The following is a 22,413-nucleotide window of genomic DNA, read 5'->3' as shown; positions in this document are numbered from 1 at the left end:
ACCTTCCCATGGCGCTGGATTGCCGCATACTTGCGCTAATGAAAACCAGCGGTGAACCTGATGAGTGACAACCCGAGCAAAACTGCCGCGATCGAGGAGATGCGTTTCCGTCTGCTGATCGATGCGGTGGTCGATTATGCGATTTACATGATCGACCCGGACGGCATCATCACCAGTTGGAACTCCGGCGCGAAACGCTTCAAGGGCTACGAAGAGGCGGAAATTCTCGGCGAGCATTTCTCGCGCTTCTATACCGCCGTTGATCGTGCGGCGGGCCTGCCGCAACGCGCGCTCGACACCGCGCTGCACGAAGGACGATTCGAAGGCGAGGGCTGGCGGGTGCGCAAGGATGGCACCAACTTCTGGTGTCACGTGGTCATCGATCCGATCATCGATCCCAACGGCAAACTGCTCGGCTACGCCAAGATCACCCGCGACCTGACTGATCGCAAGATGGCCGAGGAAACCCTCAGGCAAAGCGAGCAGCAGTTCCGCCTGTTGGTGCAGGGTGTCACCGATTATGCGATCTACATGCTCAGCTCCGAAGGTCGCGTGAGCAACTGGAATCAGGGCGCCCAGCGGATCAAGGGGTACAAGCCGGAAGAAATCATCGGCCAGCATTTTTCGATTTTCTACACCCCTGAAGACCGCATCGCCGGCGAACCGCAACGAGCGCTGGAGATTGCCACCCGCGAGGGTCGTTTCGAAAACAAGAGCTGGCGCATGCGCAAGGATGGCACGCGGTTTCTGGCACACGTGGTGGTCGATGCCATTCGCGGCGAAACCGGTACGCTGCTCGGATTTGCCAAGATCACCCGCGATGTCACCGAAGCCCATGAGGCGCAAGTGGCGCTGGAAAAGACCCGTGAAGCGCTGTTCCAGGCGCAGAAGATGCAGGCCATCGGTCAGCTCAGCGGCGGCATCGCCCATGACTTCAACAATTTGCTGACGGTGATTCTCGGCAATCTGGAGATTCTTCAGAAGCGCATCGGCGAAGATCCGAAAAACAGTCGTCTGCTGGAAAACGCCACGCAGGGTGCATTGCGTGGCGTATCGCTGACCCAACGCATGCTGGCCTTCGCCCGCCGTCAGGAACTCAAGACCGAGCCGGTCGATATCCCGCAACTGGTGCAAGGTATCACCGGGCTGTTGCGCAGCTCGATAGGCCCCGGGATTCGCATCGAGACGCGCTTTCCCGAGGATCTGCAACCGGTGCTGGCGGACAGCAACCAACTGGAACTGGCGTTGCTCAATCTGGCAACCAACGCCCGCGACGCCATGGTCGACGGTGGCAGCCTGACCATTACCGCGAAGCCGGAAGTCGTGCTTGAGCAAAGCCTTTCGTCAATGGCCGCGGGGCGCTATGTGTGCCTGAGCGTGATCGACACGGGTGAGGGCATGGACGAAGCCACGCTGGGTTCGGCCAGAGATCCGTTTTTCACCACCAAGGGCGTGGGCAAGGGCACCGGGCTGGGCTTGTCGATGGTGCATGGCTTTATCGAGCAACTGGGTGGCCGTTTCATTCTCAAGAGCGAAAAAGGCCATGGCACCCGCGCAGAAATGTGGATACCGGTGGCGCTGGCCGGGGAGACGGCAAAAAACCTGTACCCGGCGGTCAAACCGGTGTTGGTGCCACGCCTCAGCGTGCTGGTGGTCGACGACGACTCGCTGGTGATGACCAGCACCACGCTGCTGCTCGAAGATCTTGGCCATCGTGTGATCAGCGCCACGTCCGGTGCCAAGGCGCTGATGCTGTTCGAGCAGGGTGAAGTCATCGACCTGATGATCACCGACATGGCCATGCCGCAGATGAGCGGCGCGCAACTGGCCCATGCAGTACGTCTGCTCAAACCGGATCTGCCGATCATCCTCGCCACCGGTTACGCTGAACGACTGGAGGGGTTTGCCGCGAACTTGCCGCGTCTGCCCAAGCCGTTCACCCAACTTAATCTGGTGGAAATCATCGCTCAGTCGATGAAATGAATCCGCCTGAACTTGTCCGTGGCGAGGGCCTTCTAAAAGGTTTCCCCGCCATGGAGTGCGCGTCCCTTGCCTCGCATACTGACCCAGCCCACCGCAGAAGAGCACCTGACCGAACACGACGCCAAGATGTTCGGCTCACCCAAGGAACGGCTGGATTTCTATCGCAAGGAAATCCAGTACGAAACCAGCATCCTCGCCAACCGCACTGACGCCTATCTGGCGGCGCAGTCGTTTCTGGTGATTGCCTTTGCCTCGTGCATGGCCAACCTCAACCCCGAGTGGGGCAAGCTGTTTACACTGGTGGTGCCGCCGTTCCTCGCACTGCTCGGGCTGCTCAGTTCGCTCAATGCCTGGCCGGGGATTCGTGCCGCGTACGACATCATCGATCACTGGCACTACAAGCAGAGCGAGTTGTTGCGCAGCGAGCCGATCATGGGCATGGCTTACGACGAGTCGCCGTTGTTCAGTGAAATGGAATCCAGCCATAAGGGCTATCGCAAGTCGCTGTTGTTTTCGGTGCGCACGCCATGGATCTTCGCCACGTTCTGGATACTGCTGGGTACTTACGCGGTGTTCATTCAGGTGACCAACCCCGGCGGCTGAACGCCGCCCAAAGAAAAAGCCCGGACATCGCTGCCGGGCTTTTTCTTGTGCGCTTTATTCGACGGTTTCAAGCTGCCGGCGCAACTCCTGCGAGTGATGCGGCGACATCGGAATCGGCGGGAAGTCCTCGTTGAGGACGCACAAGTGATCGATGGCTTCGGCGAACTTCGCATCGGCTTTGCGGCGCATGGCTCGATAGTGCTCAAACAGTTCGAGGTCCAGATTGTCCGCCTCCAGCAGCTCGTAAGCGGCGCGGTTGAGGGCGTGGGCGTCTTCGAACAGTTGACGATTGCGTTCCAGGGCCAAAGCCCTGCAAGCCTTGATTTGTGCCGGAGTCGAGCATTCTTTCATGACCGTGACCTTGTTATCCAAAGATTCCTATTCATGGGCTGCAAGCCGCAGGGGAACCGAACCTGCCGGACCCCGCCGAGTGCTTACAGCGAGGGGTTATGGTTGTGACTGCCGGAATCTGCAGAGGGATCCATTTATTTTCAGAAAAAACTTCGATGGATTGCCCAAGATATAGCCGCCTGAAAAATCAGTTTTTTCGTTTTTGCCGTTGTTCGTAGCGCGCCAGCAGTGGCTGGGTGCTGATGCCATGCAGCAAAATGCTCAGTGCCACCACGGACAGGGTGATGTTGGTACACAGCGTCGCGACCGAAGGACTCAGGCCGTGGTTCAAGGCATAAAACAGATAGAACAGGCTGCCGATCCCGCGGATGCCGAACCAGCCGATCAACAGCCGCTGACCACCATCGAGCAAGGTGCCCCATGGCATCAGTGCAACGCAGAGCGGACGCACCACGCAGAACAGCACCGCGCCAATGATCAACGCCCGCCAATCCCAATGCGGCACCAGCACCACGCCGAGCAGGGTCACCAGAAACACTTCCATGGCCCGTTCCACCAGACTGCCGAAGGAGAGCATGTCGCCCATCATGATCCCGGCAGCGACCTGACTGCTTTCCAGGCGTTCGGTATCACCGTGTACCGCGTGCTGCGGTTCGATGTTCTGATGGCCCACCACCGGTTGCACCAGATGTTCGGCGGGCGGTTGGCTGGCGCCGGTGGATTTGACTTCTTCCTGACGCAGGCCAAGGCCGGCAGCGAACACCGACAGAAAGCCGTAACCGCCGATGGCATCCGCGCCGACGTAAGCCAAGGCAATCAGCGACAGCGCCAGATAATCATTCGGGCTCAGGGTGCTGTCGTCGTTACGGATGCGCAGTGACAAGGTGATCCGACCAATGCCGCGGCCCATCCAGTAACCGGTGAGCAAGCCGACCGGCACCGCCCAGAGCAAACCGTGCAGCACCCAATCGGTCAGCGCGCCGGGATGAGCATCGGCCTGTACCAGCAGCAGGCCGAGAATCACGAACGGGAACGCGATCCCGTCGTTCAGTCCGGCTTCACCGGAAAGACCAAAGCGCACGCTGTCGACATCCCGTGCGTCGTTGACCTGCACCAGCGCGGCCAGCACCGGGTCGGTCGGTGCGAGAATCGCGCCGATCAGCAGTGACGGCCCCCAAGGCAGTTGCAGGCCCCAATGCAGCAATACGCTGACCCCGGCGATGGTCAACACCATCACCGGGCCGGCCAGCCCGAAAGCAATCCGCCAGCGCTTGTCGCGCAATGGCAAACGCAGCTTGAGGCCGCAGACAAACAGGGAAAACAGCACCGCCACTTCCGTAAGGTGTTCCATCCATACGGAAGCGTTTTCCAGTGACAGTTTCAGCAGATCCAGCCCGCTCGGGCCGATGACAATCCCCAGCAACAGGCACACCGCCGAGGTGGTGACCGGCATCCAGCGCAGGTAGGACGAGGTCAGCGCAAGGGTCAGCAAGACGGCGCCCAGCACCGCGACCCAAATGACAAAGCTCATGAGGCTTACAACATCGGCTTGCCGCCGGTGACGCCGTAGCGCTGACCGGTGATGTAACTGGCTTCATCAGAGGCCAGCAGCACATAGATCGGCGCCACTTCCACCGGTTGTCCGGGGCGACCGAGCGGAGTTTCGCTGCCGAAATTCTGTACTTCTTCATCGGGCATGGTCGAGACGATCAGCGGCGTCCAGATCGGTCCCGGGGCCACGCAGTTCACGCGGATTTCTTTCGGCCCGAGTATCTGCGCCAGCCCGCCGGTGAAGTTGGCAATTGCGCCTTTGGTGGTGGCATAGGCGAGCAGGGTCGGTTTGGGCATGTCCGAGTTGATCGAGCTGGTGTTAATGATCGACGCACCGGGGCGCATGTGTTTGATCGCCGCCTGACACAGGCGGAAAATCGCCGTGATGTTGACGTCGAAGGTCATCACCCATTCGTCATCGGGGATTTCTTCGAAGCTTTCGTGGGTCATCTGGAACGCAGCGTTGTTGACCAGAATATCGATGCGCCCGAAGCGTTCGACGGTCTTGTCCACCAGTGCCTGGCAGTGAGCCTTTTGCGCCAGATCGCCGGACAGCAGCAGGCATTGGCGACCCGCCTGTTCGACCCAGCGTGCGGTCTCTTTGGCGTCGTCATGTTCATTCAGATAGGCCACGACCACATCGGCGCCTTCACGGGCGAAGGCAATTGCCACCGCGCGACCGATGCCGCTGTCGGCACCGGTGATCAGCGCAATCTTGCCGGCCAGCCGCCCGGAACCGACGTAGCTTTGTTCGCCACAATCGGGGTAGGGCTGCATTTTGCTTTGCGCACCGGGGACAGCTTGGGCTTGTGCGGGGAAGGGCGGTTTTGGGTAGTCGGTCATCACAAATCTCCGAGGTCTCAGGGCAGGTATGGGCGGTTGACCCGGACGGTTTGCCGTGAGTTCGATCGGATTTGCGCTGGATTGTTTGGCGATGACAATGCAAAACCCTGTGGGAGCGAGCTTGCTCGCGAATACGGTGTTTCAGCCGACATCAAGGTTGACTGAACCAACGCTTTCGCGAGCAAGCTCGCTCCCACAGGGGGCTCTACTGTGGATTCAGGTATTGCGGTTTGTCAGGGCGCGCTCCATGCGGCTGATGCCTTCTTCAAGCAACGACCGTGGGCAGCCGAAGTTCAGGCGCACGAACTGTTGGTGCTGATCGCCGAAATCCACACCAGCGCTGAGGCCGACCTTGGCCTGTTCGAGGAAGAACTGCTGAGGATTGTCCAGCTCCAGCGCCGAGCAATCGAGCCACGCCAGATACGTCCCTTGCGGCACATTGATGGTCACGCCCGGCAAGCGGCTGCGCACCGCGTCCACCAGCCAGTCGCGGTTGGCCTGCAGATAGGTTTTCAGTTCGGCCAGCCACGGCGCGCCTTCGCTGTAGGCGACGCGGGTGGCTTCCATGCCCAACGGGTTGACGCTATCGACCATGCCACAACGTGCATGGTTGACGCGCTCGCGCAGGGCGGCGTCCTGGATGATCATGAACGAGGTCTTGAGGCCGGCGATGTTGTAGGCCTTGCTGGCGGACATCAGGGTGATGGTGCGCTTGGCGATTTCCGGGCTGAGGGAGGCGGTCGGAACATGTACGCGGCCGTCGAAGCACAGCTCGGCGTGGATCTCGTCGGAGATGATCCAGGCGTCCTGTACCGCACAGATGTCGGCCACGGCTTGCAGCTCTTCACGAGCAAACACTTTGCCGATCGGGTTGTGCGGGTTGCTCAGGAGCAGGGCACCGCCACCGTTCAGCGATTCGCGCAGGGTCTCCAGCGGCGTGGCGTAAGTGCCATCGGCCTGGGCGACAAATTCCAGCTCAACCTTGTTCAGCCCCCAATGCCCCGGCGCATGCCGCAGCGGCGGGTAGTTCGGCACTTGCACCACGACGTTCTGCTGCGGCTGCACCAAGGCTTTCAAAGCCATGTTGAAACCGGATTCAACGCCGGGCAGGAAAATCAGTTCCTGTGGTTTGACCTTCCAGGCGAACTTGTTCCACAGGTCGGCGACGATGGCTTCACGCAGATTGTCCTGCGCCACGCTATAGCCCACCAGCGGGTGCAGCAGGCGCTGCTGCAACGCCTCGATGATCACCGGAGGCGCGGCGAAATCCATATCAGCGACCCACATCGGCAACACATCGGCCGGGTAGCGGCTCCACTTGGTGCTGCCGGTGTTGTGGCGGTCGAATACCTGATCAAAATCGAAAGTCATGCGCGGTCTCGTGAAGGCGGGATGGGTCCTGCCGGGCATTCTAAGCCCTACGCGATCCTTGTGGGAGCTGGCTTGCCAGCGATGGCGTCGTCACTGTCGCTATTAGTGTTGACTGATCCACCGCTTTCGCTGGCAAGCCAGCTCCCACAGGGTTTTTGCGTTTGTTGGCGGATGTACCGACAAACGGCCGACGGTCGGTTTTCACACAGAACGTGTGGTCATTGTCTACAGTGAAAAAACCGGCAGGCATTCTGCCGTGACCGTGTTTGTCCAGAAAAAGCCCGGCTCAAGTACCGGGTTCCACCTGATCAGGAGTGCACGATGGATCTCAGCCGTCGTCAATTCTTCAAGGTCGCCGGTATCGGCCTTGCAGGCTCTAGCCTGGGCGCGTTGGGCATGGCCCCGACGCCGGCCTTCGCCGAGCAGGTGCGTCACTTTAAGCTTGCCCACACCCATGAAACCCGCAACACCTGCCCGTATTGCTCGGTCGGTTGCGGGTTGATCATGTACAGCCAGGGCGATGCCGCGAAGAACGTCGCGCAAAACATCATCCACATCGAGGGCGACGCCGACCACCCGGTCAACCGCGGCACCCTGTGTCCAAAAGGCGCAGGCCTGCTGGACTTCATTCACAGCCCGGGCCGTCTGCTGTATCCGCAAACGCGCAAGCCCGGCAGCAGCGAATGGACCCGGATCAGCTGGGATGAAGCGCTGGATCGCATCGCCGACCTGATGAAGGCCGACCGCGACGCCAACTTCATCGAGAAGAACGACAGCGGGCAAACGGTCAATCGCTGGCTGACCACCGGATTCCTCGCCGCGTCCGCAGCGTCCAACGAAGCGGGCTACATCACCCAGAAGGTGATTCGCAGTCTCGGCATGCTGGGGTTCGATAACCAGGCGCGTGTCTGACACGGCCCGACGGTGGCAAGTCTTGCCCCGACGTACGGCCGTGGAGCCATGACCAACACCTGGACCGATATCGCCAACGCGAATCTGATCCTGGTGATGGGCGGCAACGCAGCAGAAGCGCATCCGTGCGGCTTCAAATGGGTGACCGAGGCCAAGGCGCATAACGCTGCCCGGCTGATCGTGGTCGATCCGCGTTTTACCCGGACCGCTTCGGTGGCCGACTATTACGCGCCGATCCGTACCGGTACCGACATCGCCTTCATGGGCGGGTTGATCAATTACCTGCTGACCCAGGACAAGATCCAGCACGAATACGTGCGCAATTACACCGACGTGTCGTTCATCGTCAAAGCCGGCTATGGCTTTGAAGACGGCATCTTCAGCGGCTATGACGCAGCCAAGCGCAGCTACACCGACAAATCCGGCTGGGGTTACGAGCTGGGTGAAGACGGCTTCGTCAAGGTCGACCCGACCCTGCAGGATCCGCAGTGCGTCTATCAATTGATGAAGCAGCATTACAGCCGCTACAACATTGATCTGGCGAGCCAGATCTGCGGGATGCCGGTCGATGCGATGCAGAAAATCTGGGATGAGATTGCCACGTGCTCCACGCCCGGCAAGACCATGACCATTCTCTATGCGCTCGGCTGGACGCAGCATTCGATCGGCGCCCAGATCATCCGCAGCGCGGCGATGGTGCAATTGCTGCTGGGCAACGTCGGCATGCCGGGCGGCGGCGTCAATGCCTTGCGCGGACACTCGAACATTCAGGGCCTGACCGACCTCGGGTTGCTGTCCAACTCGTTGCCGGGTTATCTGACCCTGGGCAGCGATGGCGAGCAGGACTACAACGCCTTTATCAAAAAACGTACGCAAATGCCGTTGCGTCCGGGGCAACTGTCCTACTGGCAGAACTACAGCAAATTCCACGTCAGCCTGATGAAGTCCTGGTACGGCGCCAACGCCACGCTGGAGAACAACTGGAATTACGACTATCTGCCGAAACTCGACATCCCCAACTACGACGTTCTGAAGATGTTCGACCTGATGAGTCAGGGCAAGGTCAACGGCTACATGTGCCAAGGCTTCAACCCGATCGCCGCGTTGCCCGACAAGAACCGGGTGATGGGCGCGCTGGCCAAGCTCAAGTGGCTGGTGGTGATGGATCCGCTGGCCACCGAGACCTCGGAGTTCTGGCACAACGTCGGGCCATACAACGACGTGAAAAGTGCGGAGATCCAGACCGAAGTGATTCGCCTGCCGACCACCTGCTTTGCCGAGGAGGACGGTTCGCTGGTCAACAGCAGCCGCTGGCTGCAATGGCACTGGAAAGGCGCCGACGGCCCCGGCGAAGCGCAGACCGACATCCGCATCATGAGCGAATTGTTCCTGCGCCTGCGCAAGCGTTATCAGGCCGAGGGTGGCAAGTTCGCCGATCCGCTGCTGAAACTGTCGTGGCCATACAAGATCCCGGACGAGCCTTCGCCGGAGGAACTGGCCAAGGAGATCAACGGCAGCGCCATGGCCGACTTCACCGACGCCAGCGGTGCGACGGTCAAGGCCGGCTCGCAACTGGCCGCGTTCGCTCAGCTCAAGGATGACGGCAGCACCGCCTCCGGCTGCTGGATCTTCGCCGGCAGCTGGACCGAGGCCGGTAACCAGATGGCCCGGCGCGACAACGCCGACCCGTATGGCATGCACCAGCATCTGGGCTGGGCCTGGGCGTGGCCGGCCAACCGGAGGATTCTCTACAACCGCGCTTCGGCGGATGTCTCGGGCAAACCGTGGGATCCGAAAAAGCGCCTCGTATGGTGGAACGGCAAGGCTTGGGGTGGCACCGATGTGCCGGACTACAAGGCCGATGTGCCGCCGGAAGCCGGGATGAACCCGTTCATCATGAACCCCGAGGGCGTCGCGCGGTTCTTCGCCGTCGACAAGATGAACGAGGGGCCATTCCCCGAGCACTACGAGCCGTTCGAAACGCCGATCGGCATCAACCCGCTGCACCCGCAAAACAAGAAAGCCACCAGCAACCCGGCGGCGCGGATCTTCGATTCGGTCTGGGAAAGCCTCGGCGAAGCCAAGGACTTCCCGTACGCCGGCACCAGCTACCGGCTGACCGAGCACTTCCACTTCTGGAGCAAGCATTGCAAGTTGAATGCAATTGCCCAGCCCGAGCAGTTCGTCGAAATCGGCGAAGTGCTGGCGAAGGAGAAGGGCATCGCGGCCGGAGATCGGGTGCGGGTCAGCTGCAAGCGCGGGTTCATCGAGGCGGTGGCGGTGGTGACCAAACGCATCCGGCCGCTGCAGGTCAACGGCCAGGTGGTGCATCAGATCGGCATCCCGCTGCACTGGGGATTCACCGGCCAGACGCGCCACGGTTACCTGACCAACACCCTGGTGCCGTTCCTCGGCGATGGCAACACCCAGACCCCGGAATCCAAGTCATTCCTGGTCAACGTGGAGAAACTGTAAATGGCCAGCCAAGACATCATTGCCCGCTCGGCCACCACCACGGTGCCGCCCTCGGTGAGGAATCAGCAAGAAGTCGCCAAGCTGATCGACACCACCAAATGCATCGGTTGCAAGGCCTGCCAGGTCGCCTGTTCGGAATGGAACGAGCTGCGCGACGAGGTTGGCCACAACCACGGCACCTACGACAACCCGCAGGACTTGAGCGCAGAAACCTGGACCTTGATGCGCTTCACCGAACACGAAACCGACGCCGGCAACCTGGAGTGGCTGATCCGCAAGGACGGCTGCATGCATTGCGCCGAACCGGGGTGCCTCGCGGCATGCCCAAGTCCCGGGGCGATCATCAAGCACGCCAACGGCATCGTCGATTTCGATCAGGATCACTGCATCGGTTGCGGCTACTGCATCACCGGTTGCCCGTTCAATATTCCGCGGATTTCGCAGAAGGATCACAAGGCTTATAAGTGCACCTTGTGTTCTGACCGCGTCGCGGTAGGGCTGGAACCGGCGTGCGTGAAAACCTGTCCGACCGGGGCCATCGTCTTCGGCAGCAAGGAAGACATGAAGGAACACGCCGCCGAACGCATCGTCGACCTGAAAAGCCGTGGCTTCGACAACGCCGGTCTGTACGACCCGGAAGGCGTCGGCGGCACTCATGTGATGTACGTGTTGCACCACGCCGACACGCCGAAGATCTACGCCGGGTTGCCGGATGCGCCGGCCATCAGTCCGCTGGTGGGCCTGTGGAAAGGCATCAGCAAACCGCTCGGCCTGCTGGCGATGGGCGCGGCGGTGCTGGCCGGGTTCTTCCACTACGTGCGCATCGGGCCGAACCGTACCGAGGAGGATGACCATCCGACGCCGCCCGATACCTCGGTGCATGTTGTCGATCCGGCGGTGCACACCTTCGATCCACGCGGGGAGGACCGGCCATGAGCAACAAGACGATCCTGCGCTACACCGCCAACCAGCGCACCAATCACTGGCTGGTGGCGATTCTGTTCTTCATGGCCGGGCTGTCCGGGCTGGCGTTGTTTCATCCGTCGATGTTCTGGCTGACCAACCTGTTTGGCGGCGGGCCGTGGACGCGGATTCTGCACCCGTTCATGGGCGTGCTGATGTTCGTGTTGTTCCTCGGCCTGGTGTTCCGCTTCTGGCGCGCGAACTTCTTCATCGACAACGACTGGAAGTGGATGCGCCGCATCGATCGGGTGTTGGTCAACGATGAAGAAAGCGTACCGCCGGTGGGCAAGTACAACGCCGGGCAGAAGATGCTGTTCTGGACTTTACTGCTGTGCATGCTCGGTTTGCTGTTCACCGGGCTGGTGATCTGGCGTGCGTATTTCAGTGCGTACTTCGGCATCACCGTGATCCGCTGGGCCATGCTCCTGCATGCGCTGGCCGGGTTTGTGCTGATCCTCAGCATCATCGTGCACATCTACGCCGGGCTATGGATCAAGGGTTCGGTGGACGCAATGCTGCATGGCTGGGTCAGTCGCGCCTGGGCGAAGAAGCACCACGAACTCTGGTATCGCGACATCACCCGCGATGAACGCAATCCGGACGTGCCGGAGCGACCGATCACCAAAAAGGGCTGACCTTTGGCAACCATTCTTGAACCCGGGGAAATCGAAGCGGCGGCCAGTTCGCCGCCGTTTCTGCACCTGCCACCGCACAATCTGTTCACTTTGCGCGCCCAGCGGCTGGAGCAATTGGCCGAAGGGCATCCGCTGGTCGATTATCTGCTGCTGATCGCCGGATTGTGCCGGGCTCAGCAGCAGGTGATGGACGAGCCGCCCTTGACGGTGCCAATCGACGCGCAACGCCTTGAAGTCTGTCAGCGCCACGGCTTGCCGCCATTTGCCGCCGATACGCTGGTGCGCGAGGACGGCTGGCAGGCGTATCTGGATGCTTTGCTGCAACGCTATGTGCCATCGGAACAGCCGGCGGTGCTCGACGCGTTGGCCACGCTGCGGGAGGCCAGTGCCGGCCAGTTGCGTGCGTGGGCGGTGGCGCTGGTCAGCGGCCAGTATTCAATGGTGCCGGCGGCGCTGGTGCCGTTTCTCGGCGCCGGCCTGCAAGCGGCGTGGAGCCACTGGCTGCTCAGCGCAGCGAACTTGCAACTGAAACCCGGCGACAGCCTCAACCAGTGTCCGGGCTGCGGTTCGCCGGCGATGGCCGGGGTGATCCGTCATCGCGGCAAACACAACGGTCTGCGCTATCTGGTGTGCTCGCTGTGCGCCTGCGAATGGCACGTGGTGCGGGTCAAGTGCGTGTATTGCGAGTCGAGCAAAGGCCTCGATTACCTGAGCCTGGAGGACGATCGCCACGCCGCCAATCAGGCGCCGATTCGCGCGGAGGTCTGTCCGAGTTGCAACAGCTACCTGAAATTGCTGTACCTGGAAAACGATGCCGAAGGCGAAGCGTTGTCGGCGGATCTCACCAGCCTGCTGCTCGACATGCGTCTGGCGCAGGACGGTTATCAGCGTCTGGCACCGAATCTGATGCTGGCGCCGGGAGACGAATGACCAGAACGTCTACACTCCTGAAAAACCTGTGGGAGGGGGCTTGCTCCCGAAGGGGCCGTGTCAGTCAGATCATTTGTGGCTGACTCACCGCATTCGCGAGCAAGCCCGCTCCCACAATTGAGGGCCGGTGTGCAGTATTTAGACGCGTTGCGTCAGGTCATGCCGGAGAGTCTTGTTTTCGGGAGTGGCTGATGTCTTCGAGTGTTGCCCTGCGGTTGCCTTCCATTGATGGGTTGTTGCGTCACCCGGCCTGTCTGCCGCTGGCCGAGCGTTATGGTCGTGAGGCGTTGTTGAGCGGCTTGCGGCAGTTGCTTGATGAGCTGCGGCTCAGCGTGTTGCAAGGTCAACTGTCTGCCATTGAAATCAGCCCCGAAGTGCTCGCCGGCCGCGTCGGCGAGCGCCTGACCCAGCAACAGCGCAGTAACGTTCGGCGAGTGTTCAACCTGACCGGCACGGTGCTGCATACCAACCTCGGCCGCGCCTTGCTGCCCGAAGAGGCCATCGAAGCGGTGCAGATGGCCGCACGTTACCCGCTCAATCTGGAATTCGATCTGGCCAACGGCAAGCGCGGTGATCGCGATGATCTGATCGAAGGCCTGATCCGCGAACTGACCGGCGCCGAGGCCGTCACTGTGGTCAACAACAATGCCGCTGCGGTGCTCCTGACGCTCAACAGCCTGGGCGCGCGCAAGGAAGGCATCATCTCACGCGGCGAGCTGATCGAGATCGGCGGCGCGTTCCGCATTCCCGACATCATGGCCCGCGCGGGCGTGCGCCTGCATGAAGTCGGCACCACCAACCGCACCCACGCCCGCGACTACGAAGCAGCGATCAGCCCGCGCAGCGGCTTGATCATGCGCGTGCATGCGAGCAACTACAGCATCGAAGGCTTTACCGCTCGCGTACCCACCGCCGAGCTGGCCGAGCTGGCTCATCGGCATGGCTTGCCGCTGCTGGAGGATCTGGGCAGCGGCAGCCTGCTGGACCTGACCCGTTGGGGCCTGCCGGCGGAACCCACAGTGCGCCAGGCGCTGCTGGATGGCGCGGACATCGTCACTTTCAGCGGCGACAAATTGCTCGGCGGACCACAGGCTGGCTTGATTGTCGGGCGCAAAGACCTGATCGCGAAGATCAAGAAAAATCCGTTGAAGCGTGCTTTGCGGGTCGACAAGTTAACCCTGGCCGCACTGGAAGCGGTGCTGGGTTTGTATCGCGACCCGGATCGCCTCGCCGAACGTCTGCCGAGCCTGCGGCTGTTGACTCGCCCGCAAGCCGAGATCCTCGCCCAGGCCGAGCGCCTGCTACCGGCCCTGGTACAGGTCATCGGCGAACCGTGGAATGTCAGTGCAGTGAAAGCGCTGGGCATGATCGGCAGCGGCAGCCAACCGGTGGCGCGGTTGCCGAGTGCGGCGCTGTGTTTGCGCCCGCAGGTGTCGAAACGCATGCGCGGGCGTTGTCTGCTAAATCTGGAAGCGGCATTGCGTGCGTTGCCAATCCCTGTGCTCGGGCGCATTGACGACGACGCGCTGTGGCTCGATCTACGCCAACTCGACGACGAAGCGGCGTGGCTGGCGCAGTTGCCGCAGTTGCCGCAGTTGCAGGTCGAGTCGTGATCGTCGGCACCGCCGGGCACATCGACCACGGCAAAACCTCGTTGCTGCAAGCCCTGACCGGACAAACCGGCGACCGCCGGCCGCAGGAGCGCGAGCGCGGAATGACCATCGACCTCGGTTATCTCTACGCAGAGCTGGAGCCCGGAGCCGGACTGACCGGGTTCATCGATGTGCCGGGCCACGAGAAATTCACCCACAACATGCTCGCCGGGGCGCAGGGCATCGATCTGGTGTTGCTGGTGGTGGCGGCGGACGACGGGGTGATGCCGCAGACCCGTGAGCATCTGGCAATTGTTCAGTTGCTGGGCATTCCCCGGGCATTGGTGGCGATCACTAAATGCGATCGGGTCGAGACGGGCAGGGTGAAGCAGGTTCAGCGGCAGATTCTCGATCTGCTCGAAACCGGGCGGTTTACCGACGCGCCGATACTGGCGGTGTCGAGCGTGACCGGGCAGGGCGTCGATGAACTGCGCCAGGCCTTGCTGCAGACCCAGGGTGATGTGCATCAGCGCAGCCGTGAAGGTGGTTTTCGCCTGGCCATCGACCGCGCCTTCAGCGTGGCGGGCGCCGGGATTGTGGTGACTGGCACGGCGTTGTCGGGGACGGTTTCCGTCGGGGACAAACTGACCCTCGGGCCATCCGGTAAAGCACTGCGAGTGCGTGGCTTGCATGCGCAAAACACAGTCGCTGAACAGGCCTTCGCCGGGCAACGAGTGGCGTTGAATATCAGCGGCGAGCGACTGACATTGGAACAGATCCATCGCGGCCAATGGCTTTTGGCAGACTGGCTGTACGCACCGACGCAACGCGTGGACATCGAATTTCAACTGTTGCCCGGCGAGCGTACCTTCGAACATTTTCACCCGGTCCACGTGCATCTCGGCACCCAGGACGTCATCGCCCGCGTCGCGTTGCTCGAAGGCACGCGCCTGCTACCTGGCGAGCGCATGTTCGCGCAACTGCTGATCAACACGCCGGTGCACGCGGTGAAGGGGGATCGCGTGATCCTGCGCGACCAGAGTGCGCAACGTACCCTCGGCGGAGGTCCGGTACTCGACCCGTTCGCCCCGGCCCGCCAGCGCCGCAGCCCGGAGCGACTGGCGCAACTGCAAGCGCTGGCCCGCAGCGACACTCTTGAGCAGGCGCTGCCGGTGTTGCTCAACCACAGTGCTGGCGGCCTCGATCCGCAACGGCTGGAGCGTCAGTTCAATCGCTCGCGTGAGGGCTGGTCGCTACCGGCCAACGTGCGCCTGATCGACACCCGCCAAGGTCCGGTGCTGTTCAATTTGCAGCGCTGGGGACAACTGAAATTCACCGTGCTGGAGCAACTGGCGAAGTTTCATGAGCTGGAGCCCGACCAGATGGGCCCGGACCGCGACCGCTTGCGGCGCTTCAGTGGTCTGGCGCTGGAGCGTTCGACTTTTGTCAGCCTGCTGGAAGAACTGCGTGCTGCCGGGTCGATCAACGCCAGCGGGCCTTGGCTGCATCTGCCCGATCATCAGGTACGGTTGAATGCTGAAGACGAGACCCTGTGGCAGCAGATGCAGCCGCTGTTCGAGCAGGCCGGATTTGATCCGCCGTGGGTGCGCGACATTGCCAAAACGCTTGGTACGGAGGATGCCGTGGTGCGTCTGCTGCTGCGCAAACTGGCGCGGTTGGGGTTGATGCACCAGGTGGTGCGCGACCTGTTTCTGTCTGACGGGCAACGGCAGCGCATGGCCGACATTCTGTTGCAACTGGAGCAGGAAAATCCGTCGATCCAGGTGACAACGTTCCGCGATGCGCTAGGCTTGGGACGCAAACGTTGTATTCAGTACCTGGAATACTTCGACCGCCTCGGCCTGACCCGGCGCATCGGCGAATCGCGGGTGATCCGCCACGACAACGCGCTGGCCAGTGCCGACGCACCCTGAGTTCAAAGGAAGGCAATCGCGCCCGGTGGCGCGGCCGGGCTTCAAACCCGGTTGGGGACGGCATCCGTTCCCGGGCAGGTTCGACTCCGGCTGCCTTCCGCCAATCATTCGATATAAAATATATTTAGAGAAATTGGATAATTGTTGAAAAGCTTTTAGCTTGCAGCTCTGAAGCTTTCCCTTACAGATACCGCTTTGATAAAGTCGCTCGCACATTCAGGACAAGGAAGCATTGACGCGATGGGTATTACACAAACCACACAATCTCCGACGGAAGCGGATCTTGAGGCACAGATAAACGCCTCGATAAAGCGTGTTTTCTTCAATCTAACAAGTGATTCAATTCGTCATCAAATTAAATTCAAATTTGATTTTGGGCACAAAACGATTGAAATAGATGGTGCCAAACCATTTTCAGTGCATGCCATCGCTGACGTGATTCTATTTTGGAACGATGTCCCCCTAGCAGTTCTTGAATTGAAGCGACCTGGAGTCAAGCTTCGAAAAGAAGATGGGAGTCAGGGGTTATCTTATGCGCGCGCCTTATTTCCGACTCCACCGCTCGTAATCGTCACCAATGGAAATGAAACAATTTTTTTCGAAACTCGGACGGCAGAGCGTTGGGAAGCGTTGGAGGTAAATGAAAAGTCGTTGAAGGCGCTATTTGAAAGTGCCGTCTGTGCCGCCCGCTCAGACATGAGGTTTGCGGTTGATACACTGATGGGTACAAATCCTGACGTATGGATGCAGGCCATCAGAAAAACGTCAGAAGCCACATTGGAAGAGTTGACGGGAGAACTATCAGAACTCACCCAGCCGTTTGCTCGTGATTTTCTTATAAAACGTTCCGCGACTGCAGAATTAATCGAAATGTTGGACAGTGGTGAAAATCTGATTTTCGTAGAAGGCTCATCCCTTTCAGGGAAGAGCAGTGTTTTGCGCGAGTTGTGTGAGCAAAGCTTTAATAACAGTAAGCGGTCTGCGCTTTATATGCATAATGATGGGCAGTGCAGTATTTATCAAACCATCGCAGATTCGCTGGAAGAATCTTTGAATTGGCCCTTGACACTAGATGAGGTGCGATCTTGGCTAAAGCGACTGTCCAAGTCAGACGGACCTCAATTGATTCTGGTCATTGATGGCCTAAATAACGATTCCAAGGGAGTGCAGAAGGAAATCAAAGAACTCTCGAGCAGTATGTATGGTAAGCAATTGAAAATTGTTATTGCACTGGATACGTCTGTCGCTACCAGACTTTCAACGGACAAAGGCAGAAATAAAACAACCATCGGCCGTAGAGCATCAATCATAAGAATCTCCAAGCTTGATGATGACGAATTTGCTAATGCTAGAGAGCTGTTGTTAGAAAAAGGCATGATTTTTATGCAGGGAGCCCAGTTCAGTAATGATTACAGGCGACCATGGATTATTCGATCCGTGGCTGCATTCGCACAGCACAATTCCAAACCTACAAGTCTTGCCAACGAAATTGCCGTCCCGCCGCTACCAGGTACTGGACTGATAACATTTGCGCGCGAGCGTTTTTCAAATATTGAGATTCGTGAATACTTCAGTTTTCTCGCCACTGCTATTGTCAAGGAGTCACAAGACAGCAGCCGACATCGAGTTTTAATGGATGAGTTAAATCTTACCCCTTTAATTCGCAAAAAGATGTTTCGCCAATATTTAAATGATGATGCGGAGAAATATTTGATTGAGAATGGTTATCTGGTTGAAGTGATCCATTACGTTACTGATGAGCATGTGTTTTATATTCGTCAGCCAGCGCTGATGGCCAGCGAGATATCAAGGTTAATGGAAAAACAAATACTTCCATATTTGTTCTCTAAACCTAAAGAGACTATGAACTGGATAGTTGGCGTTGTCGAGCACCTGCCGTTGGGCGGGATAATCATGGCTCAAGCGTTGTGGGGGGCGGGAATTGAAAATAAGCAATTATTAAGAGAAGCAGTTGATTTGCTCAAGGCTATTGAGCCCGTTACTCATCAACCGAATGTGGGGCAAGAATTTACTGCGTTTTTGGGTGGGCTTCCAAAAACATTGCGGATGATTGAAAAAGACGTATTTGAAGTTTTGGTCAAAGGCCAGCCGCCTCAAATTGTCAGAGGTACATTTACAATAGCTCACATGAATGGTGACTTTGCACCTTGGGAAATACTTTCGCATTTGGCAGAGTTGGAGATTCACAGTGGCTTGGAAGAGTCTCTCGGCAGAGCAGAAGAAATCCTTCTGACAATTGGTACTGCTCCCAAACCTTTTATTGTTGGTAGTAAAGGGTCCAAGTCAATACAGATATACGATATATCTCCCGATGAAACGGTAGTTTGCCATCAGTCAGGAATTGTAGAACAAATAACTCAGTCCCTATGGTGGCTTTTGAAAGCCGATACCGCTCGCGCAAGTCTCTTTTTAGAAAAAGCCATATTAAAAAACTCAACACCGTTGCTCTGCCGGATTCATATTGCGCTGCTCGAAATCAAGCAATCTGCGGATATCAAACTGTCCAAGTGGTCAAAAGACACACTAGACAATATCGTACTTCCAGTTTTACGAGTAAAGGCTCCTGTACTGTTTTCAGCTCAAACCTCCTTTGATTGACGTGAACCTATACATGATCTGAACAAGGTACAAGCAAACCTTGGCTGAGCCGCCAATACCCGTCGCTAAACAGGTAAGGGTGGCGGCTGTACGCAGGTTAGCGAACCGGTCAAAGGCACCCGGTAGACCCGAAGGTCTCCCGCATACAGCCACCATAGCGAGACTGCAGACATGAGTCCGCAACGAAGCCTGGAGTGCTGATGCGCCTTTATTGAACAGAGTCGCTAAACCCGATCGCTGAATGAGTCAGCGACCCGGAAACGATAGAGACCCGCCCCAAAGCGCACAAGCCGGCGGATTCTGGCGTAGCCGTAGGCAACGACGCAAGGATGTGTAGGCTGCGAGAGTGTCTGCAAGTGTTGCTTAAACAAGGCTGTTTAGCGCAGCACAAATCCCCTGTGGGAGCGGCGGTGCGACGACTCCCACAATGGGCAATGGGTAATGGGTTTCGGGTTACAACACGCCATACTCGCGCGCTGTGCGATCCACCGCGATCCGCGTCTTGTCGACCAGTTCATCCAGTTCCGCCCGCGTGGCGATCAGCGCCGGAGCCATGATCATCCGCCCCAGCGTCGAACGAATGATCAAGCCTTCCTCGAACCCGATGGTCCGGCAGCGCCAGGCGATGTCGTTCTCGTTGGCAAAGCGCTTGCGGGTGGCTTTGTCTTCGGCGAACTGCAATGCCGCCACCAGCCCGACACCCTGAACCTCACCCACCAGCGGATGGTTGCCGAACACCTCACGCAGGCAGTTCTGCAGGTACGGGCCGGTGTCGTTTTTCACCTGAGTGACCACGCCTTCATCGCGCAAGGCCTTGAGGTTGGCGATCGCCACCGCCGCCGCCACCGGGTGTCCGGAGTAGGTGAGGCCGTGAGCGAACACACCGCCTTTTTCCACCAGTGCTTCAGCCATGCGTCGCGACAGGATCAGGCCGCCCATGGGGATGTAGCCGGAGGTCAGGCCTTTGGCGATGGACAGGGTGTCCGGTTCAAAACCGAAGGCCTGGTGCGCGAACCATTCGCCAGTGCGGCCGAAACCGCCGATGACTTCGTCGGCGCACAGCAGCACGTCGTACTTACGACAGATGCGCTGAATTTCCGGCCAATAGGTGGCGGGCGGAATGATCATGCCGCCAGCGCCCTGGAACGGTTCGGCGACAAACGCAGCGACTTTGTCGGCGCCCAGTTCGAGGATCTTGTCTTCCAGTTGCCGCGCCGCTTGCAGGCCGAACTCCTCCGGACTGAGGTTGCCTTCGTGGGCGAACCAGTACGGTTCGTCGATGTGCGCGACGTCGGGGATGGTGCCGCCCATTTCGTGCATGAATTTCATGCCGCCCAGCGCTGTCGCGGCCAGGGTCGAACCGTGGTAGCCGTTCCAGCGGCCGATCATGATTTTCTTCTCGGGCTGGCCCATCACCTGCCAGAACCTGCGCACGGTGCGGATCAGCACTTCGTTGGCTTCGGAACCGGAGTTGGTGTAGATCGCGTGGCTGTAATGCTGGGGCAGCAGGCTGAACAGCAGCTCGGAGAGCTCGATCACCTGCGGGTGAGTGGTGTGGAAGAACATGTTGTAGTAGGGCAGTTGTTGCAGCTGCGCGGTGGCAGCGGCGGCCAGATCCTTGCGCCCATAACCGAGGTTGGTGCACCACAGGCCGGACATGCCGTCCAGATAACGATTGCCGTCGTTGTCCCACAGCGCCAGGCGATCACCGCTGACCATCACCCGTGGGCCTTCCTCGTTGAGGGCCTTCTGGTCGACGAACGCGTGAATGTGGTGGGCGGCGTCAGCGGCCTGGTAATCGCGGGTGCTGCGGGTCGGATCGAATTCGGCGGACATGGCGGTTCTCCAGAGAAACGGGGCAAGTGGGTGCGCGTTCATTCCAGCGGTGCACGGCCAATATTTGTCACTTAAAAATATTTTTGTAAAGAAAATATTTGTCGGTGAAAAAAGAAATCCGTAGGCTGACGCCCATCAGCAACACAGGACACCAGCACCATGAGCGGGCTCAGAGAACGGCAAAAGGAACAGCGCAGGGAAGTCATTGCGCAAGCAGCGCTGGAGCTGTTCATCAGCAACGGCTTCGGCGCTACCACGCTGGAGCAGATCGCCAATCAGGCCGGGGTTTCCGCGCCGACGGTGGTCAACTATTTCGGCGGCAAACAGGAGATTTTGCTGGCGTTGCTCAAGCAACCGGACGAGCAGGCGATGCGCGACGCCCGGGCCAATCTGGATGACGACAGCGATCCACTGGAGGCGTTGTGCGAGTTCGAAGGGCTGATGACCCGTTACCAGTTGCAGGCCATGCCGGCATCACTCTGGCGGGAACTGGCGCCGTTTCTGTTTTCCGGCGAACTGGCGCAGGCCCTGGAGCCGTGGAATGCGGCGGTGATCGAGGAAACCAAGGCATTGCTGGTGCACTTCCAGACCCTCGGCAAAGTGCGCAAGTCGGTCGATATCGACGTGGCGGCAACGCTGTTTAATCAGTACGCGAACCTGGCGTTCATCCGTCTGGCGACCGAGCCTGAGCCGGATCGGGCTGCACACGCCGAACACATGCGCGGTGTTCTGAGTCTGCTGTGTCACGGCATGCTCGCGCATTGAATGCATCTTGGGAAAAGGCCTACAGACGCTAAACCCGCGCGCCCCTCAACATTCCTCTGCTGCAACTCACCTGGCCAGACCGGGTGGGGCAGCAGTGACTCCCATATGCAGCTTGCAGATGGGCGTCAGTAATTGAGCCGCCATGAAGGCGGCGCATCGACAATTATAGGAATCCAGTATGAAAAGCATTTTCAAGGCAACGATCGCCATCACTGTTGTCACCGGCGTCGCACTGCTGTCGGGCTGCACCGGCCAGGTCTACAACCAACCGAAGAATTGCACCTACGATTACCTGTTCCACCCATCGGTTTCGGTCTCGAAAATCATTGGTGGCTGCGGTCCGGTAGACAAGCTGCCGCAATAAGCGCAGCGGTCTGACCTGAACCCTCCGTTGCGCAATGGACGGAGGGTTCTACGAGCCTTTCGGCAACCACGGTTGCATCTGCTGCAGCAACCCGCGTCCGCCACGACGCAGTCCGGCTGCCAGGGTCAGCCACGACAGTTCGGTCATGATCACCTCAGAGGCGTGCAGCAAGCGCACTTCGCCAGCCGTGCCACCGGCCGTTCCGCCATCCGGCATGTACACCGTCATCCAGTCGCCGACGCTCTCCACCACCAGACACAGACGCCAGCCTTGTTCTTCGGCAATCATGCCGACCTTCGCACCGTCGGTAGTCTCCATCCCCGCAAACCGCGCAGTGGTGTCCTTGAGCAACTGGTAGCCGGGCAGGTTGCTCAACACCTTGTCGCCGGTGGCTTCAATCGCTCGTGCCGCCGTCGAAGTCCGGGCCAGCAGCCCGGCGAGAAAACACAGCACAATCAAGCCGAATAACGTAGCCAGCGTGATCAGGGTCACGCCGGCAATGTCGTGCCCGGCAAACATCGGCAGCAGTTTTTCCACGGGACCACGCAACAGGTGAATGGCTTTTTCCAGCAGGACGAAAATCAGCACCAAAGGCAGAATGAACAGCAACCCGCCAATCACGGTGGTTTTGATGAACTTGAACATGGCAGCTCCTTGCCGAATTCCTTCAGTCACAGAAACCAAGG

Annotated in this window: 17 protein-coding genes and 1 tRNA gene; 12 read left to right on the top strand and 6 right to left on the bottom strand. The window is 59.3% G+C overall.

Annotated features, from left to right (window positions below; all coding sequences use genetic code 11):
• The first annotated feature begins 60 nt into the window (after positions 1–60).
• Together ACVHNU_RS10540 and ACVHNU_RS10535 are read left to right on the top strand one after the other, a co-directional pair.
• The gene (locus tag ACVHNU_RS10540; protein ID WP_473019657.1) at positions 61–1,983 is read left to right on the top strand and encodes a hybrid sensor histidine kinase/response regulator; all 1,923 of its coding nucleotides are present in this window, start codon (positions 61–63) and stop codon (positions 1,981–1,983) included.
• A 66-nt stretch (positions 1,984–2,049) separates the two neighbouring features.
• A complete protein-coding gene (locus ACVHNU_RS10535) occupies positions 2,050–2,586 on the top strand; it encodes a hypothetical protein (RefSeq protein WP_103483476.1) in 537 nt (178 codons plus the stop codon).
• Between the two features lie 54 nt (positions 2,587–2,640).
• Here ACVHNU_RS10535 and ACVHNU_RS10530 read toward each other — a convergent pair whose 3' ends face one another.
• The 4 genes from ACVHNU_RS10530 to ACVHNU_RS10515 form a co-directional block, all read right to left on the bottom strand.
• Positions 2,641–2,937 (bottom strand): hypothetical protein, encoded by a 297-nt coding sequence (locus ACVHNU_RS10530; RefSeq protein WP_262141807.1) that lies wholly within the window; start codon positions 2,935–2,937, stop codon positions 2,641–2,643.
• 187 nt (positions 2,938–3,124) lie between these two features.
• The gene (locus tag ACVHNU_RS10525) at positions 3,125–4,468 is read right to left on the bottom strand and encodes a cation:proton antiporter (protein WP_473019656.1); all 1,344 of its coding nucleotides are present in this window, start codon (positions 4,466–4,468) and stop codon (positions 3,125–3,127) included.
• A 5-nt stretch (positions 4,469–4,473) separates the two neighbouring features.
• Positions 4,474–5,331 carry a glucose 1-dehydrogenase gene (locus ACVHNU_RS10520; RefSeq protein ID WP_473019655.1) on the bottom strand — a complete coding sequence of 286 codons (858 nt, stop codon included), beginning with the start codon at positions 5,329–5,331 and terminating at the stop codon, positions 4,474–4,476.
• Positions 5,332–5,547: 216 nt separating this feature from the next.
• Positions 5,548–6,702 carry a MalY/PatB family protein gene (locus ACVHNU_RS10515; protein ID WP_473019654.1) on the bottom strand — a complete coding sequence of 385 codons (1,155 nt, stop codon included), beginning with the start codon at positions 6,700–6,702 and terminating at the stop codon, positions 5,548–5,550.
• Between the two features lie 321 nt (positions 6,703–7,023).
• Here ACVHNU_RS10515 and fdnG point away from each other — a divergent pair, with 321 nt between their 5' ends.
• From fdnG to ACVHNU_RS10475, 8 genes are all read left to right on the top strand, one after another.
• Positions 7,024–10,089 (top strand): formate dehydrogenase-N subunit alpha, encoded by a 3,066-nt coding sequence (gene fdnG / locus ACVHNU_RS10510; protein WP_226499307.1) that lies wholly within the window; start codon positions 7,024–7,026, stop codon positions 10,087–10,089.
• On the top strand, positions 10,090–11,025 hold the full coding sequence (gene fdxH, locus ACVHNU_RS10505; protein WP_003224976.1) for a formate dehydrogenase subunit beta: 936 nt from the start codon (positions 10,090–10,092) through the stop codon (positions 11,023–11,025). It abuts the gene before it with no gap.
• Positions 11,022–11,687 carry a formate dehydrogenase subunit gamma gene (locus ACVHNU_RS10500; RefSeq protein WP_103483471.1) on the top strand — a complete coding sequence of 222 codons (666 nt, stop codon included), beginning with the start codon at positions 11,022–11,024 and terminating at the stop codon, positions 11,685–11,687. Before fdxH ends, ACVHNU_RS10500 begins: the two co-directional genes overlap by 4 nt.
• A 3-nt stretch (positions 11,688–11,690) precedes the next feature.
• Entirely contained in the window at positions 11,691–12,617 is a 927-nt protein-coding gene (fdhE, locus tag ACVHNU_RS10495; RefSeq protein WP_473019653.1) for a formate dehydrogenase accessory protein FdhE, read from the top strand.
• Positions 12,618–12,808: 191 nt separating this feature from the next.
• Positions 12,809–14,230, top strand: a complete 1,422-nt coding sequence (gene selA, locus ACVHNU_RS10490; RefSeq protein WP_473019652.1) for an L-seryl-tRNA(Sec) selenium transferase — start codon at positions 12,809–12,811, stop codon at positions 14,228–14,230.
• A complete protein-coding gene (gene selB / locus ACVHNU_RS10485) occupies positions 14,227–16,143 on the top strand; it encodes a selenocysteine-specific translation elongation factor (protein WP_473019651.1) in 1,917 nt (638 codons plus the stop codon). The genes selA and selB overlap by 4 nt, the downstream gene beginning before the upstream one ends.
• A 7-nt stretch (positions 16,144–16,150) precedes the next feature.
• Positions 16,151–16,246, top strand: a tRNA-Sec gene (locus tag ACVHNU_RS10480).
• Between the two features lie 137 nt (positions 16,247–16,383).
• A complete protein-coding gene (locus tag ACVHNU_RS10475; protein WP_473019650.1) occupies positions 16,384–18,762 on the top strand; it encodes a type I restriction endonuclease in 2,379 nt (792 codons plus the stop codon).
• 453 nt (positions 18,763–19,215) lie between these two features.
• On the opposite strand, the gene ACVHNU_RS10470 is transcribed toward ACVHNU_RS10475, so the two are convergent.
• On the bottom strand, positions 19,216–20,598 hold the full coding sequence (locus tag ACVHNU_RS10470; RefSeq protein ID WP_473019649.1) for an aspartate aminotransferase family protein: 1,383 nt from the start codon (positions 20,596–20,598) through the stop codon (positions 19,216–19,218).
• 159 nt (positions 20,599–20,757) lie between these two features.
• Here ACVHNU_RS10470 and ACVHNU_RS10465 point away from each other — a divergent pair, with 159 nt between their 5' ends.
• Entirely contained in the window at positions 20,758–21,363 is a 606-nt protein-coding gene (locus ACVHNU_RS10465; protein WP_473019648.1) for a TetR/AcrR family transcriptional regulator, read from the top strand.
• 178 nt (positions 21,364–21,541) lie between these two features.
• On the top strand, positions 21,542–21,727 hold the full coding sequence (locus ACVHNU_RS10460) for a YhfL family protein (protein ID WP_003224965.1): 186 nt from the start codon (positions 21,542–21,544) through the stop codon (positions 21,725–21,727).
• Positions 21,728–21,775: 48 nt separating this feature from the next.
• On the opposite strand, the gene ACVHNU_RS10455 is transcribed toward ACVHNU_RS10460, so the two are convergent.
• Positions 21,776–22,372, bottom strand: a complete 597-nt coding sequence (locus tag ACVHNU_RS10455; RefSeq protein ID WP_473019647.1) for a DUF502 domain-containing protein — start codon at positions 22,370–22,372, stop codon at positions 21,776–21,778.
• Between the last annotated feature and the right edge of the window lie 41 nt (positions 22,373–22,413).

It is taken from the genome of Pseudomonas sp. Ors-4-3C, assembly GCF_055755035.1.
This window is presented reverse-complemented; position numbering and strand designations above follow the sequence as displayed.